Source organism: Marivirga harenae (genome assembly GCF_030534335.1).
GTDB lineage: Bacteria > Bacteroidota > Bacteroidia > Cytophagales > Cyclobacteriaceae > Marivirga > Marivirga harenae.
On record NZ_CP130565.1, the window covers coordinates 1,329,154 to 1,344,429 of the forward strand.

General features: G+C 37.5%; 14 protein-coding genes. 9 read left to right on the plus strand and 5 right to left on the minus strand.

Going from position 1 to position 15,276, the window contains the following annotated elements:
• The first annotated feature begins 99 nt into the window (after positions 1 to 99).
• The 6 genes from purH to rodA all read left to right on the plus strand — a co-directional run bounded on the left by purH (position 100) and on the right by rodA (position 7,295).
• Positions 100 to 1,626, plus strand: a complete 1,527-nt coding sequence (gene purH, locus Q3Y49_RS05655; protein ID WP_303271314.1) for a bifunctional phosphoribosylaminoimidazolecarboxamide formyltransferase/IMP cyclohydrolase — start codon at positions 100 to 102, stop codon at positions 1,624 to 1,626.
• Positions 1,627 to 1,739: 113 nt separating this feature from the next.
• On the plus strand, positions 1,740 to 2,768 hold the full coding sequence (locus Q3Y49_RS05660; RefSeq protein ID WP_303271315.1) for a rod shape-determining protein: 1,029 nt from the start codon (positions 1,740 to 1,742) through the stop codon (positions 2,766 to 2,768).
• Positions 2,769 to 2,874: 106 nt separating this feature from the next.
• Positions 2,875 to 3,711, plus strand: a complete 837-nt coding sequence (mreC, locus tag Q3Y49_RS05665) for a rod shape-determining protein MreC (RefSeq protein ID WP_303271316.1) — start codon at positions 2,875 to 2,877, stop codon at positions 3,709 to 3,711.
• A complete protein-coding gene (locus Q3Y49_RS05670) occupies positions 3,701 to 4,222 on the plus strand; it encodes a Rod shape-determining protein MreD (RefSeq protein ID WP_303271317.1) in 522 nt (173 codons plus the stop codon). Before mreC ends, Q3Y49_RS05670 begins: the two co-directional genes overlap by 11 nt.
• Positions 4,219 to 6,030, plus strand: a complete 1,812-nt coding sequence (gene mrdA, locus Q3Y49_RS05675) for a penicillin-binding protein 2 (RefSeq protein WP_303271318.1) — start codon at positions 4,219 to 4,221, stop codon at positions 6,028 to 6,030. Before Q3Y49_RS05670 ends, mrdA begins: the two co-directional genes overlap by 4 nt.
• Positions 6,027 to 7,295 carry a rod shape-determining protein RodA gene (gene rodA / locus Q3Y49_RS05680; protein WP_303271319.1) on the plus strand — a complete coding sequence of 423 codons (1,269 nt, stop codon included), beginning with the start codon at positions 6,027 to 6,029 and terminating at the stop codon, positions 7,293 to 7,295. Before mrdA ends, rodA begins: the two co-directional genes overlap by 4 nt.
• Here rodA and Q3Y49_RS05685 read toward each other — a convergent pair whose 3' ends face one another.
• From Q3Y49_RS05685 to Q3Y49_RS05705, 5 genes are all read right to left on the minus strand, one after another.
• The gene (locus Q3Y49_RS05685) at positions 7,296 to 8,348 is read right to left on the minus strand and encodes an imelysin family protein (RefSeq protein ID WP_303271320.1); all 1,053 of its coding nucleotides are present in this window, start codon (positions 8,346 to 8,348) and stop codon (positions 7,296 to 7,298) included.
• 1 nt (position 8,349) lies between these two features.
• Positions 8,350 to 9,738: a di-heme oxidoreductase family protein gene (locus Q3Y49_RS05690; protein WP_303271321.1), complete on the minus strand. Its 1,389-nt coding sequence runs from the start codon at positions 9,736 to 9,738 to the stop codon at positions 8,350 to 8,352.
• 13 nt (positions 9,739 to 9,751) lie between these two features.
• Positions 9,752 to 10,366, minus strand: coding sequence for an imelysin family protein (locus Q3Y49_RS05695; protein WP_437439980.1), 615 nt, complete (start codon positions 10,364 to 10,366; stop codon positions 9,752 to 9,754).
• 5 nt (positions 10,367 to 10,371) lie between these two features.
• Positions 10,372 to 10,911 (minus strand): imelysin family protein, encoded by a 540-nt coding sequence (locus Q3Y49_RS05700; protein ID WP_303271323.1) that lies wholly within the window; start codon positions 10,909 to 10,911, stop codon positions 10,372 to 10,374.
• 85 nt (positions 10,912 to 10,996) lie between these two features.
• Positions 10,997 to 11,953 (minus strand): DUF8457 domain-containing protein, encoded by a 957-nt coding sequence (locus Q3Y49_RS05705; protein WP_303271324.1) that lies wholly within the window; start codon positions 11,951 to 11,953, stop codon positions 10,997 to 10,999.
• Positions 11,954 to 11,985: 32 nt separating this feature from the next.
• On the opposite strand from Q3Y49_RS05705, the gene Q3Y49_RS05710 reads away from it, so the two are divergent.
• The 3 genes from Q3Y49_RS05710 (at position 11,986) to porZ (ending at position 15,274) form a co-directional block, all read left to right on the plus strand.
• Positions 11,986 to 12,309, plus strand: a complete 324-nt coding sequence (locus Q3Y49_RS05710; RefSeq protein WP_303271325.1) for a 2Fe-2S iron-sulfur cluster-binding protein — start codon at positions 11,986 to 11,988, stop codon at positions 12,307 to 12,309.
• A 125-nt stretch (positions 12,310 to 12,434) separates the two neighbouring features.
• A complete protein-coding gene (locus tag Q3Y49_RS05715; RefSeq protein ID WP_303271326.1) occupies positions 12,435 to 13,013 on the plus strand; it encodes a thymidine kinase in 579 nt (192 codons plus the stop codon).
• 101 nt (positions 13,014 to 13,114) lie between these two features.
• Positions 13,115 to 15,274, plus strand: coding sequence for a type IX secretion system anionic LPS delivery protein PorZ (gene porZ, locus Q3Y49_RS05720; protein ID WP_496559697.1), 2,160 nt, complete (start codon positions 13,115 to 13,117; stop codon positions 15,272 to 15,274).
• Positions 15,275 to 15,276 lie beyond the last annotated feature (2 nt).

A 15,276-nucleotide genomic window follows, 5' to 3' on the forward strand; every position in this document is an offset into this window, starting at 1 on the left:
CAGTATATTATAAACGTAACCAACTCAGGTTAATGCATTATTTTATAAATTTTTCGGCTTAAATCAATTAGTTTTGCAACAAAACTAATTTTCAGCAAAATGTCAGTAAAAAAAATCCAATCTGCACTCATTTCAGTTTTTCATAAAGACAATCTAGAGCCGATCATTCAAATATTAAAAGATAAAGGGGTTAAAATCTACAGCACAGGAGGTACACAAAAGTTTATTGAAGACCAAGGTGCTGAGGTTACAGCGGTTGAAGATTTAACTAGCTACCCTTCAATTTTGGGGGGAAGAGTCAAGACACTGCACCCTAAAGTTTTTGGAGGAATACTCAGTAGACGAGAATTAGAATCAGACAAAGCGCAATTAAAAGAATACGATATACCTGAAATAGATTTAGTAATTGTTGATTTATACCCTTTTGAACAAACGGTTTCTTCCGGTGCTAGCGAGCAAGACATAATTGAAAAGATTGATATAGGTGGGATTTCCTTGATTAGAGCAGCCGCTAAAAACTTCAAGGACGTTGTGATTGTAGCCTCTCAAAAGCAGTATGCAGACTTGGAAAACGTCTTGGCAGAGAAAGACGGTAGCACTGATTTACAGGACAGAAAATCCTTTGCCTCGCATGCATTTAATGTGTCTTCTCACTATGATACTGCCATTTTCAATTATTTTAATGGAGATGATGCTATTGCAGGTTTTAAGCAGAGCATATCCGAAAATAAGACTTTACGTTATGGTGAAAACCCTCATCAAAAGGGAGTTTTTTTTGGAGATTTAGAGGAACTTTTTGATCAATTGAATGGAAAGGAACTATCGTATAATAATCTTGTGGATGTAGACGCGGCAGTTTCATTGATCGAAGAATTTGAAAACGAAACTGCTTTTGCCATATTAAAACATACTAATGCCTGCGGAATGGCTTTGGGAAATACAGTAAAAGAAGCTTATCAAAAAGCATTTGCTGCTGACACACTTTCGGCCTTTGGCGGTGTTTTGATTACGAATGAAGTTGTAGATAAAGAAGCTGCCGAAGAAATGCATTCGCTGTTTTTTGAAATTCTAATTGCACCTGATTTTACTGCAGAAGCTTTGGAAGTACTTAAAGGGAAAAAGAACAGAATATTATTGAAAAAGAAAACGAATCTGGCCACCAAGAAGCAGTTTAAAAGTTTACTAAATGGAGTAATTGAACAGGACAGAGATTTGCATACTGATAGCCGATCAGATTTGAAAGTAGTGACTAAAGCAGCACCAACTGCCGAAGAAGAAAAAGCACTACTATTTGCCTCAAAAATTTGTAAGCATACCAAATCGAATACTATTGTATTAGCAAATAATGGCCAATTGCTGGCAAGTGGAGTTGGTCAAACTTCACGAGTAGATGCCTTAAAGCAAGCAATTGAAAAGGCTAAGGTTTTTGGCTTTGATTTAAATGGAGCGGTTATGGCTTCTGATGCGTTTTTCCCGTTTCCTGATTGTGTAGAAATTGCAGATCAGGCCGGTATCACAGCTGTTATCCAACCTGGTGGATCTATCAAAGATCAAGACAGCATTGACTACTGTGATACGCATGGGATGAGAATGGTCACTACAGGAATTAGACATTTCAAACATTAGGATATTAATCTTTAGATAAATCCCGAAATATTTTCGTTGAACTGCTTAATTTATCAAAGTAATTTGTAAATTTCCAAAGCGTTAATTTTTAAATATATTATACAAAAACATCCATGGGGATATTTGATTTCTTTTCAAGTGACATAGCCATAGATTTAGGTACAGCCAATACCTTAATTATTCATAAAGACAAAATAGTGGTGGACGAGCCTTCCATCATTGCCATTGATAAAGCTACTAACAAAGTGTTGGCCATAGGGCGCCAAGCCATGCAAATGCATGAAAAAACTCACGAAAACATAAAGACCATTCGGCCTTTAAAAGATGGGGTAATTGCTGACTTCCATGCTGCGGAGCATATGATTCGTGGGATGATAAAAATGATTGATGGAGGGAAAAGGAGTTTCATGCCGTCTTCCCACAGAATGGTGATTTGTATTCCTTCCGGAATAACAGAGGTGGAAAAAAGAGCCGTTCGAGATTCAGCTGAGCATGCAGGCGCTAAAGAGGTTTATATGATTCACGAACCTATTGCTGCTAGCATCGGGATTGGTGTAGATATAGAACAGCCGGTGGGATCAATGGTTGTTGATATTGGAGGTGGAACAACCGAGATTGCCGTTATAGCACTTTCCGGAATTGTATGTGATCAATCCATTCGAGTAGCAGGTGATACATTCACAAAAGACATTTTGGATTATATGCGAAGGCAACACAATCTTTTGATTGGGGAGCGTTCTGCTGAGAAAATTAAAATAGAAGTAGGAGCTGCTTTAACAGAACTAGATGACGGACCTGAAGATTATGAAATCAGAGGGCGAGACTTGATGACGGGAATTCCGAAAGTTATTAAAGTTTCTTATTCAGAAATTGCTTTTGCTATTGATAAATCGGTATCAAAAATAGAGGAGGCGGTGCTTAAAGCACTGGAGATTTCCCCGCCAGAGTTGTCGGCAGATATTTATGATAATGGAATTCATTTAACTGGAGGAGGTGCTTTATTAAGAGGGCTCGATAAAAGATTAGCACTTAAAACCAAGTTACCGATTCATGTTGCTGATGATCCATTGAGAGCGGTAGTTCGTGGTACTGGTTTGGCTTTGAAAAATTTGAATCATTACAAAGCCGTTTTAATGAGTTAAATGAATTATTTGATACAAAATATTTTTGGAAAAGGGAATCCTACGAAAGGCATTCCTTTTTCCTTTTTAAAGCAATTTATTTTTTTGCCTGTAATCCAAAAGGTAAATGCGTAGGCTATTTCAATTTATTTATCAATATAGGGCTTTCTTTATCTTTTTATTATTGGAAGTCATCAGTGGCTGGCTTGTCGTTAATCATAATGATTATATAAGCGCGTCATATTTCAATAGTTCAAGTGCCATAGCAGGAAATGTTTATGAAAATAAACAAGCGGTACAAGATTATTTCCAGCTAGCGAAAGTGAATAAAAACCTAGTTCAAGAAAATGAACTATTGCGTAACCGGCTAGCGGGGGATAGTATTTTTCTAGATACTGCAGAAGTAAATATACCATTTGAGCTTTCAGGGCAATATGAATTTGTAACAGGAAAAGTTGTTAATAATTCTGTCCATCGTTTTAGAAACTATTTTACCCTAAACATTGGAAGTGAAGAAGGCGTGGAGGAAGGAATGGGTGTGATTAATCCTCAAGGTCTAGTCGGAAAAATTAAAAGTGTATCAACTAATTTTTCTACTGCTTATTCTGCTTTACATAGCAGTTTGCTAATATCTGTGCTAATTGATGATACAGAGACTCTATGTACGGCAAAATGGTCCGGTGAAGACCCTACTGAAATCTCATTAGAATATGTTCCGCGACACATTAAAGTACAAGAAGGGATGCAAGTGGTAAGCTCTGGCTATGATTCCATTTTTCCACAAGGAGTTAAATTAGGAAAGGTCAAAAATGTTGAAATAGATGAAGAATCAACTTTTTATGATATTGAAGTGTCGCTATCTGCGGATTTCTTCAGTTTGGATTACGTGTATGTAATTGGAAATAAATTGATGCAAGAGAAAGATTCGTTGGAACAAGAATTACAATCAGAATATGAACAGTAGCAATAATGTAAAACAAATTTTGATCTGGGTGCTGTTCGTAGCATCTCAAATATTGTTTGCACAAAATTTCGTGTTGTATAATCGCGCATTCTGTTTTGTATATGTTGGATTCTTGCTATTACTACCTTTAGGAATATCCAGAAATTACATTTTACTAATTGGCTTTTTCACAGGGTTTATTATAGATGTCTTTTACAACAGTCTGGGAACCCATATGGCAGCCATGACTCTAATTGCCTTTTTAAGGCCAATTTGGTTAAATGCGATTACCCCGAGAGGAGGGTATGAAAATGTCGATAGTCCCGCCATTAAAGACTTAAGTCTGTCATGGTTTTTGGCTTATGCATTACCATTAATGTTTTTGCATTTAGCAGTGGTCTTTTTTATTGAAGCAGGTGGCTTTCACATGTTTTTTTATGTGATTTCGAAGGTGTTATTGAGCACTTTATTAACTGCATTGGTGTTAGTAATCCTACAATATCTTTTTTATTCAAAAGGAAGGTTTTCATGATAGAGAATAGGAAATACATCATTCAAATTTTAATCATAGTAGTTGGATTAATATTCTTATTGAAGTTATTCTCCATTCAAGTGATGGATAGTCGTTACAAAATGGCGGCTGAAAACAATGTGATCAACAAGGTGGTGCAATATCCTTATAGAGGATTGATCTTAGATAGAAATAGGCAAATTATTGTGCACAACACGCCTGTCTATGATATAATGGTTGTCCCAAAAGAGGTGGAGGTTCAAGACACCACTACTTTTTGCGATCTGTTGAACATTACAAGAGAAGAGTTTCAGTCGAAAATCCAAAAAGCAAAAGAATATTCGTACATAAAACAATCTCTTTTTTATCCGCAATTAAGTAATGAGGAATTTGCCAAGATTCAAACTCGTTTGGTTGAATATCAAGGGTTTTATCCTGTGGCGCGAACGGTTAGAAAATATCCGGAGCCTATCCTAGCTAATGGACTGGGATATATCGGTGAAGTAAGCAAAAGACAGTTAGAAAGAGATACTACTAACTATTACAAACAAGGGGATTTTATAGGGATTTCTGGTATTGAGGCCGCATATGAGGAAGAATTGAGAGGAAAAAGAGGGGTAAAATATAAATTAGTAAATGTAAGAGGAATTGAAAAAGGGTCTTTTAATGATGGGAAATTTGATACACTTTCTGTTCCGGGAAATAATTTAGTATCCACTATCGATTTGGATCTTCAGAAATATGCAGAGTATTTGATGGACGATAAAGTGGGGAGTATTGTGGCTATTGAACCGTCAACAGGTGAAATTTTGGCGTTTGTAAATAGCCCTTCTTATGACCCCAACATGTTAGCGGGAAGAAACTATAGTAAGAACTTTGGAGAGCTAAATAAAGATACGCTAAAACCGCTTTTCAACAGGCCAATTATGGCTCAGTATCGACCGGGTTCGGTATTTAAATTAGTACAATCCTTAATTGCTTTACAAGAGGGAGTGATTACACCATCTACAAGAACGGTATGTAACAGAGGGACTATCAATTGTCACGGGTCTCATACCAATGAAGATTTACATGGCGCTATCAAGTATTCCTGTAATCCTTACTTTTATCATACTTTTAGAAAGATCATCCAGCAGGGAAAGGTAGAGGGGATGAACAAGGATGCGAGAGTGGGACTAACTACTTGGAACAACTATTTAAGTGACTTGGGATTTGGTAGAAGATTAGGCATCGATATTCCAAACGAAAGTCCCGGTATGGTTCCAGGCCCTACCTACTATGACCGATATTATCAGAAAGATCATTGGAATTTCTATACTATTTTCTCTTTAAGTATTGGAGAAGGAGAATTGTTGACTACACCCTTACAAGTGGCTAATCTAGCTTCAATTTTAGCAAATAGGGGCTATTACATCCAACCACATATGGTAAAAGGTATTGAAACCTCAGATTCTTACTACAACATTCAATATGACAGGCAGAATACTGGTATTGATTCTGTTCATTTTAAAACGGTCGTAGATGCGATGGGCGAAATTGTGGATGGAACCGCTAGAGTAGCTAGGGTAAAAGACATACAAATTGCAGGAAAGACAGGTACTGTACAAAATAAGAATAGCTTTGACCACTCCGCTTTTATGGCTTTTGCACCCAAAGAGAATCCAAAAATTGCCATTTCGGTTTATGTTGAAAATGCAGGTTGGGGCGGAGGAGTTGCTGCAGCAATAACAGGTTTACTTATTGAAAAATACATTAAAGGTGAAGTCGCTTCTAATAGAGCTTGGGTGGAAAATTACGTCATGACCAAAGCATATTTAAATAATTTATGAGAAGGCAGGATAGTTTATGGAATAGGGTCGATTGGTTGCTGATAGCGGTATTTTTCATATTGGTTATCTTAGGATGGCTAAATATTTATGCAGTAGTTTATGATGCAGAACAGAGCCAAAATATTTTCAGTTTTGATCTAAATTCAGGAAAACAACTAGCATGGATTGCCGGATCGCTTGTGATTATTATAGCGATAATGATTCTGGATTATAAATTCTTTGATAGTTTCGCTTATTATATATATGCGGGTTTTTTGGTGCTTCTGGTACTAGTTTTATTTTTCGGAAAGGAAATAGCTGGAAATCAATCCTGGTTTGTTTTTGGCCCCGTTCGACTCCAACCCTCTGAATTCACGAAATTTGCTACCGCTTTGGCAGTGGCCAAGTATTTTAGCGCTAAGAATGTACGCCTCGACAAATTCAATGAACAGATTAAATCCTCATTGTTGGTATTGGTGCCCATGATTTTAATTGTATTACAAGGTGATGCAGGAACTGCAATGGTGTTTATTAGCTTTATTATTGTTTACTATAGAGAGGGACTTCCTTCTTTTTATGTGATCACCGGGCTGTCGGTTGCTATCATTTTCATTTTGACCTTGCTTGTTGATCAATTGTATTTAACTATTGGGGTCATAGTTTTAGCTACTATTATTGTTGTCATCAATAATAAGCGATTAAAGAATATTGGAGTGACAATTTTGATGGCTGTCATTGTTATTGGCGTAATACAAAGTGTTGATTATGTTATATCAGATGTGCTCAAACCCCATCAACAAAATAGATTAAAGGCTTTGGTTAACCCTGATGCAGATCCTTTAGGCTATGGCTGGAATGTTACCCAATCAAAAATAGCCATTGGCTCTGGTGGTACATTTGGGAAAGGTTTTCTCGAAGGAACCCAAACTAAGTTCGACTTCGTCCCGGAGCAAAGTACAGATTTTATTTTCTGCACTATTGGTGAAGAACATGGCTGGGCGGGAAGTTTTGTTTTGATAGTACTTTTTTTGGTGCTAATGATCAGAGTCGTTTTTATTGCAGAAAGGCAGAAATCAAATTTTGCAAGAATTTATGGCTATGCAGTAGCGGGGATATTCTTTTTTCACTTTGGAATTAATATAGGCATGACTATAGGACTTTTTCCTGTCGCGGGTATTCCACTTCCATTTTTTAGCTATGGAGGCTCTTCACTTTGGTCTTTTACTATTTTGCTATTCGTATTGATTAAGCTAGATGCCCACAGGATGCAGGTATTGACCCGTTAATTAATCTCCATCGGAATCACTAAAAGTGGTCACCAATCCTAGTTGACTCATCAAATCTGTTTTGAGTATGATACTTAGATTAAGAGATTCAAGATATAACAGATCAACTTTTTTTGATTCTTCAAGTATGAGTTCTGACAATGGTTTTTTTTCTCCTTCTAGATTAGCTTTTAGGCTATTAATCTGTTGGTTGATCTTTACGTCTAATTGTATATTATCTGACATCTTGATATTCAAAGAGTTTAGATAATCATCAACACCTTCTTTGGTTCCCCCATTAAATGATTCTTGTAATGCTTCCAACTTTGACTCGATTAATTCTGAGGAGATTTTGCTATATGGAGCTTGAAGATTAAAGATGTTCCTTTCAATACCCACAGTTTTTCCTGCGGGTCTTCCAATTTCATCTCCCTTCATATAGTCTACTACTTCAATCCACTGATTAGCAAGTTTGGTTATACTCGACATTAATTCGCTTCCTGTGTTTTGGGCAAATTCTTTTGCATATTGATCTCTCCATTTTTTCAATACCTGCCGATTCAATTCCACTAAGCGATTACATAGCATTTCCATAAAGGCGATTTTAGTTTTCTGATCAACTGAATCTTCTGTAAAAAGTAGAAATTCTAAAGCCCCTAATCCTTGGCTATTACTTCCTAGCGATTGGATGTGGTCTCGGTTTCCATCAAAGTTGGATACTTGCTTTGACAGTTTTGTGGTATCCACCGGAAAGTAGTAAAAGCTGTTTTTAATTAGCAACTCATCTACTGGTCCAAAACGATAGGGCGCGGTTTTAGCCCAATTTATTGCAGCTGTTTTCCAAGAATTTCGCAAGATATTGATACGAGCAGTATCAGTTTTATTTCTGGAAGCAACTAATTCATGTTGCAGGTTTTCAAAGCTGGCAAGACTTTTTTCGTAGGCAGGGATTGCCAAGTTAAAGGCAATATTTTTAAGCATTGGACCTTTGTCGAAATCTGTTTTTTCCTTAGTGTCACTGCAACCAAAGAGTAGCACTGTTAGCCCGAAATAAATAACGATTATATTTTTCATCTTATAAGGAATTAACAAAAGAGATTAAATTTTCCCTTTCAATTTTCGATAAATTTTTAAACTCAGTTTTCGTTCTTTCAGCTTCCCCTCCGTGCCAAAGAATGGCTTCTTCTACATTTCTTGCTCTGCCATCGTGGAGTAAAGTAGTATGTCCGTTAACAGTTTTTACTAATCCAATACCCCACAGCGGAGCTGTCCTCCATTCAACTCCACTTGCATCACCATCTGGCCTTTGATCTGCTAGTTCTTCTCCCATATCGTGTACCAATAAATCCGTATATGGGTAAATCTTCTGTTTACCAAATTCAGGGATATCATTATGCTGAGCAGTTGTAAATGAGGGGTTATGGCAACTACTGCAGCCAATTTCGGAAAATAGCTGAGCTCCTTGCATTACTTTTTCGCTGTTCGGTTCTCTCCTCTTAGGAACTGCCAAAACCTGTGAATATAGCGTCACGCGATCTAAAATATCATCGGATACCTCAGGATTACCACCGTTCGCAGCCTGAATCAGTTTTCCTTGATTCGAGGTTTCATTTTCTGCTGGAAATAGAGAACTACTTAACCCCATATCTCCCTGGAAAGCTGCAGCAACCTGCTGTCTTACATTTGGTTCATTAGCTTTCCAGCCAAATCTGCCTAACTGGAGGTTGTCCGTCAACACATTTTTAACATAATTTGGCCGCCCAGAAATGCCGTCACTGTTATGATCCTGCGGATCTGATAGCGCAAGTATGTCATCTGCAGCAATGGCTTCCAATAAACCTAATCCGATAATATGTGGTGCTACTCGTGGAGAAACCAATACATCCTGCTGCATGGATCCATAATTCAACTGGGTGAATGTATACAAAGGTTTTCGTAGAGAGTATCTTTCTCCATCAGGATAAGCCCCTATAATTTCTTCATAGTTGATTTCTACTTGACCCTCTTCTTTCTCTCCTAAAATAGCAAGGTGGTTAAATTGATTGCCGTAATTAGGTTCTGGTTTTGTTTTTCCGCCCTCAGTTGGTACACTTAATCTAAAAAGTAGAGCGGACGATTGGCCTTTCTCAAAGCCAGGTTCTCCCTTGCCATCCAAAAAATGACAGCTTGAACATGATTTGGCATTGAAAAGGGCTCCTAGTCCATCTAGGTCAGCCGTTGAGGATGGAGCTGTTACCCAGTTTCTTTTGAAAAATGCATTGCCGGTCACGAACTGCATTTGCTGATCACTTGAAATATTGGGTGCGGCATGACCGAAAGCATTTACAGAGAAATCATCGGTTGTTGCTCGTCCACCCGGATACATTGCTGTTTCGCTCACTGCTTGATAGGTGCTTTTACTGCCGCAAGCATTCAAAATAATCGCGGCTATAAGAAGCGCCAGAAAGTATGCATTGTAACTCATCTACAGCTCGGGTTTATATTGCTTCAGGGTCAAACTGGAATCCAAATTTGCTAGCAGTTGCGGCTAACAGATCTCCTTGCTTTCGAAATAAGCCTATGGTCTTGGCAATTTGCGCCCTCCCGCTCTCCTCTTTTATTTGCTGATCGAATGGAGCTTCAATCTTTTTACTTTCAGCTATTCCTGTGGCAATCGTTTTTTTCAATTCATCTGCCAATACTTGGTCTTTTTGTTTTAACACATCAAATATGCTCGGGCCTGATATATTATTTTCCCCTGTAAAAGACTGATATTTTCCTAAGAAGACGTTTTCAATGCCTTTAGCATTAGCCACAATATCATTATGGGTATTATCACTAAAACAAGAATGCTCATCTTCTTTGGATCGTAAGTCGTAAGCCACAAACATTCGTTCTCCTGCTAATTCTCCTTTACTTAGTTTGCCAAGACCAGATACAATTTTTTCTATAGATTGATCTGGGTTTGCTACAAATTTAGCACGGTAATTTTGTTGGTTTGGCTCCCATCCTGCCATGACTGAATTCAAGTCTTTGATCAGTAAATTCACTGTTTCAAGCAGATATTTTTTTCTCCTATCAGCATTTTTTGCACTTCCTTTCTCTCCTTCTATATAATCTAGATACGTCCGTTGACCGGCCCTGGGCCATCACTTAGATCCTGGCCCCAGAGTAAGAATTCAATTGCATGGTAACCAGAGCTAACATTAGTTTCACTCCCTTTTTCGTTCATAGAGGCAATGAATGCTGTCGTTATCTCGGGAAATTTTTCTGGGCTATTGATGATATTAACATTGGTATTTTCAGCGGCAACGTAGTCTATATATGCTTCATCTAATGGCCATGCATTTATTTGTCCTTCCGGACCGTTTTCTCCATCTATCGGTCCACCATAAAAACGGAAGGCTTCGGATTGGCCATAACTTTTTCTCGCTAAAATCCATGCTTCTTTGCTTTTTGCAAACCCTGATTCGGTTGGGTTTTCAAGGAAACTTATGATTACTTTTCTTAGTGCAATTGCATGCGTATGTACATCCTGATAATTCGCGTAGACAATGTTGCTATAGTTTTCTACGACCTCTTTGTTTGTGACCTGTTCCTGTGAACTGCAAGAAAAGAAGACAAATGCTGACATGAATAGGTAAATCGCGCGCTTCATTTTATTTAGATTTATTAAATATAATGCAAAAGTAACACAGAATGTTTTGAAAAAAAATGAAGTTTAAAAGAATGCACCAGACTTATTACCTTCCAAATCGCTTTTCCACTAGTTCCATAAACTCTTGCACTTCCTCAGTTTCCATATCCCAATTATATTTATCAGCGAATGATTTTTTAATATGGGATGATGCTTCTTTATGGTTTTCCATATTGTCAATTTGCTCTACAGCAGAGAGGAACTGATTTTGCTTGCCATCAAACAATTCGTTCACAAACATAAACCGCTGATTGAGAGTCAGCATTTTCATCATGCTTTTTCTACCGCTTTTCGCGAGCGTATCTGCCAGGCTTTGCTTCTCCTTGCTTTGCAGTTTTTCATTTAGCATACCAGGATGTTCTTTTTCTTCCTCTAAGTAAACATCGGCAATTGAAAGCGGCAAAGTTTTGGAAAACTCAGACAAAAGGGGTTGAATATCAGCAGGTTGTTCATCAGCATTGCTGCAGACTTCATTAAACATTTCAAATGCAGTATCATTGAAAACTACCTGCTCTTTATGCGATTCGAAATTCTCAATAAGGCCATCTAAAAGAAAATCGTTGAACTTAATATACTTTTTTAAATCTTTCAGATCCGATAGACGTAATCGACTATCATCTCTCTGGTTAATTTCCTTAGAATAAAAATCATAGGGGGAGAAAGCTAGTAAAACACTATCTTTGATGGACTCCTTTAATAAGGGTTCGAAATGTTCTTTTTTAACATAGATATGACGGGAGAGCGTATTCATGAAGTCCTTCATGGCTTTTTTTACCTCATCGCTATGGTAATCGAAGTAAGGACTTTGCAACTTTGCATTCTCTTTTTTCCATTTTTTGAAAAGATTTTTGAGCACCATTAAATTGATCTGCTTGTTGGGGCTCAGTTCTAAAATCTCTTTTCCGCTAATATGAGATGAATTGCTGAAGAAAGTTTGACAAAGTTGTTTTGCTAATGCTTTGCTATAAGCATCAATTGCCTGATGATTTAATTTGCTCTCCATTATTTATTTTACTTTTTTTGCAATTTATTCTTATGCCTGAAATTGAGATTTCTAACCTTTATGAACGCAAGATAATCACTAATAGCACAGAAAAAAGAGCATTAGAGATTATACACGAAAACTTTATTGATTGGATGCATGCCTGTGGAAAAAAAGGTAGGTGCACCACTTGCAAAATGATAGTGGAGCAAGGAATGGAAAATTTGGGCCAGTTGACGTCCGCAGAGGAAAGATTTCGAAACCAGAATAGATTAAAGAATAATGAAAGATTAGCATGCCAAGCAGTTGTAGTGGGTGATATTAAGATAAAAGTGGCAGAGCGAAATAAGTTTCCTCACATGGAATATTCAGATTGAAAGATTTGGTTAATGAAACCTGTCAGGTTTCATGTAATCAAATGTAGAAATATAGTAAATAAGTTTATACTTCGAAAAAAGGAGAAACCTGACAGGTTTTAAGCATATAAATGTATTATTGAGAAATGTTTGTAGAGCCACATATAGGGAGAGAAGAAGGAGGAAAAGGCAAAGGATGGATAGAACTGATTTGTGGTTCTATGTTCAGCGGAAAAACTGAGGAGTTAATACGTAGATTAAACCGGGCGCTAATCGCCAAGCAGAGAGTGGAGATTTTCAAACCGAAAATCGACAAGCGTTACGATGAAACAGAAGTTGTTTCTCATAACAAAACTGCAATCCGATCTACTCCCGTGGATTTCGCAGAAGACATCTTATTATTTTCCGGTAATTCAGAAGTAGTAGGAATTGATGAAGCCCAATTTTTTGACTCGGAGATAGTTAATGTAGTTAATGCTCTCGCAAATCAGGGTAAACGGGTAATCATTGCAGGTTTAGATATGGATTTTAGCGGTAAAGCTTTTGGATCGATACCCGAATTAATGGCTACCGCAGAATATGTCACAAAAGTCCACGCTATTTGCGTAAAATGCGGAGGAATAGCCTCTTACTCTTATCGCCTGAGTGATGAAAAACAGAAAGTCATGCTGGGGGAAAAAGATAAATATGAGCCTAGATGCCGGAAGTGTTTCCATGGCTCCTAGTTCATTAGTTAGGTTTTTAAATAACTACTAATCAAAATACCACAACATCTTAATTTTCAGTTATTATATTTGAAAACAATATTCACTGCACCTAAAGAGCTATGCTGAAAGCACTTTCATTTTCATGTTTTTTATTATTTGGTTTCTGTCTCGTGGCGCAAGACATACCCATGGGTAGCTGGAGAAATCATGCAGATTATTCTACAGGAAAAAATGTGTCGATTTTCGATGGGAAAGTTTTCTGTGCTAGCACGAACGGTATATTTTATTTCGATCAAGATGATGGAAGTCTCAATACCTTAAGCGCCACTGATGGATTAAGTAGCCTTAACATTAGCATGCTGAAGAAAATTGACGATGTTTTACTCATAGCCTATGACGATGGTTTGATGGATGTATTGGATAAGGAGCTTTCCATTACAACTTTCAATGAACTTTTTGAGTCAGAACTTAGGGGCAGTAAAAGAATCAATGCAGCTGTACAAGTAGAGGAAATTGTTTATTTAGCTACAGATTTCGGAGTGGTGTTATATAATGCTGAGGAAAACGAATTAATTGATGCTTTTTTAGATTTAGGGGAAAATGGAGAAACTACTGTTATTAATGGAATTAGTAGCGATGGAGAAAAGCTTTATCTAAGTACTGAAAATGGATTCTTGATTGGAGATTTACGGAGTAATCTCAATTTAAAAGATTTTCAAAACTGGGAAAGAGAGTATTTAAACGGAGAAGTAGCTATCCAAAGCACCGCTTTTTATCAAGAGGATTTTTTTGCATTAGGGACGAACGATAGTATTTACCAACGACAGAATGGAAGCTGGCAGTCAGTTTTCGGATTGGGAAGTCCAATTGAGAAACTAAACTCTATTAATGAAAGCCTATATTTATCATCGGGATCCGAGCTTTTTCGATGGAGGGAAAACACTTTTGTATTAGATTTTAGTGTAAATGAAGCTGTGCAGATTCATGATTTTGTATTTGTTGAAAATCAATTCTTCTTGGCAGATGAAGTTTTAGGCTTAATTCGCTTTCAAGATGGTGCTCAAGAACGTCTAATTCCTCAAGGGCCCAAAGGCAGAACTCAAAGTCTTCATCAATTAGAACAATATACAGTTCATTTAGCAGAAACTACCCCTGGGTTTTCCTATTTTGAAAATGGGAGTTGGACTTATATCCAAAAGGATGTTGGTGGTAATCACTTAGCTTTTTTTCAAGACGTTGCACTGGATTTGCTTTCTGGAAATGGAATTTTCCTCAGTAAAGAAGATGGACTTTTTAGCTGGGACACTGAAGATATTGTAGCACTTGACATTGATATTTCTTTAATTTCAGACTGGGTTAGTCTAGCCGAAAGCCCTCAAGCTAGCTATTGGGCTTTAGTGAAGACCGAAAATAATCTTTATGCAGTTTTCAATCCCGAAACAGAGAACTTGGTAGAAATTAATTTACCAGCTAGTACAACAGTAAGTGATTATTTAATCGTGCCCAATGGCGACCATTACATCGCGACCACTTCTGGTGTGTTTGTTTTCAATCCCGAAAGTGGACTAGAAAGAAGACTTACTACTGTTTTGGGAAATGGGAATTTACCCAATAACCGAATTAAGGACTTAGCAATGGATTTAAATGGACAGCTGTGGATTGCCACTGAAAGTGGTGTTGCATTTTTCAATCGTTTTCAAGGAGTGCTGGACGGTGACAATGTGGATGCATCTCAGCCTATTTTTGAAGGCTTTTTCCTTTTTGATGGAATTCCTGTTAATCATGTGGTAGTCGATGGTGGCAACAGGAAATGGATGAGTACACGAGATGGCTTGTGGCTTTTTGACGAAAATATTGAGCGAAATATTGTTCACCTCAGGAGGTCGAACAGCCCCATTATAAATACCAATATACAGCAAATGGTAGTCAACCCTCTAAATGGTGAGCTATTCATTACCTCTTCCAATCAATTTCTTTCTTACAGAACAGATGCAACTCGAGCAGGAGCCAACCATTCTAATGTGGAGGTTTTCCCAAATCCCGTCCGGCTATCAATTAATAGTACAGTCAGCATTCGTGGATTGGCCTACAACAATGAAGTTATGATTACGGATATTGCTGGAAACCTCATTCATAAAGGGAAAGCAAACGGAGGTACCTTCTCATGGGATTTAGACAATTATAGTGGATTCAGAGCCAAAAGTGGAGTCTATTTAGTTTTTTCTATTAATGCAGATGGAACTGAAACTTTTCAAACGAAATTTGCGGTAACGCCTTAAGC

Bases quoted from the DNA above. Each gene is read 5' to 3' on its own strand.
- Q3Y49_RS05685 (WP_303271320.1), bottom strand. From the start codon at position 8,348: ATGAAAAATATAATCGTTATTTATTTCGGGCTAACAGTGCTACTCTTT.
- Q3Y49_RS05670 (WP_303271317.1), top strand. From the start codon at position 3,701: ATGAACAGTAGCAATAATGTAAAACAAATTTTGATCTGGGTGCTGTTC.
- rodA (WP_303271319.1), top strand. From the start codon at position 6,027: ATGAGAAGGCAGGATAGTTTATGGAATAGGGTCGATTGGTTGCTGATA.
- mreC (WP_303271316.1), top strand. From the start codon at position 2,875: ATGCGTAGGCTATTTCAATTTATTTATCAATATAGGGCTTTCTTTATC.
- mrdA (WP_303271318.1), top strand. From the start codon at position 4,219: ATGATAGAGAATAGGAAATACATCATTCAAATTTTAATCATAGTAGTT.
- Q3Y49_RS05660 (WP_303271315.1), top strand. From the start codon at position 1,740: ATGGGGATATTTGATTTCTTTTCAAGTGACATAGCCATAGATTTAGGT.
- Q3Y49_RS05705 (WP_303271324.1), bottom strand. From the start codon at position 11,953: ATGGAGAGCAAATTAAATCATCAGGCAATTGATGCTTATAGCAAAGCA.
- Q3Y49_RS05690 (WP_303271321.1), bottom strand. From the start codon at position 9,738: ATGAGTTACAATGCATACTTTCTGGCGCTTCTTATAGCCGCGATTATT.
- purH (WP_303271314.1), top strand. From the start codon at position 100: ATGTCAGTAAAAAAAATCCAATCTGCACTCATTTCAGTTTTTCATAAA.
- Q3Y49_RS05710 (WP_303271325.1), top strand. From the start codon at position 11,986: ATGCCTGAAATTGAGATTTCTAACCTTTATGAACGCAAGATAATCACT.
- porZ (WP_496559697.1), top strand. From the start codon at position 13,115: ATGCTGAAAGCACTTTCATTTTCATGTTTTTTATTATTTGGTTTCTGT.
- Q3Y49_RS05700 (WP_303271323.1), bottom strand. From the start codon at position 10,911: ATGAAGCGCGCGATTTACCTATTCATGTCAGCATTTGTCTTCTTTTCT.
- Q3Y49_RS05715 (WP_303271326.1), top strand. From the start codon at position 12,435: ATGTTTGTAGAGCCACATATAGGGAGAGAAGAAGGAGGAAAAGGCAAA.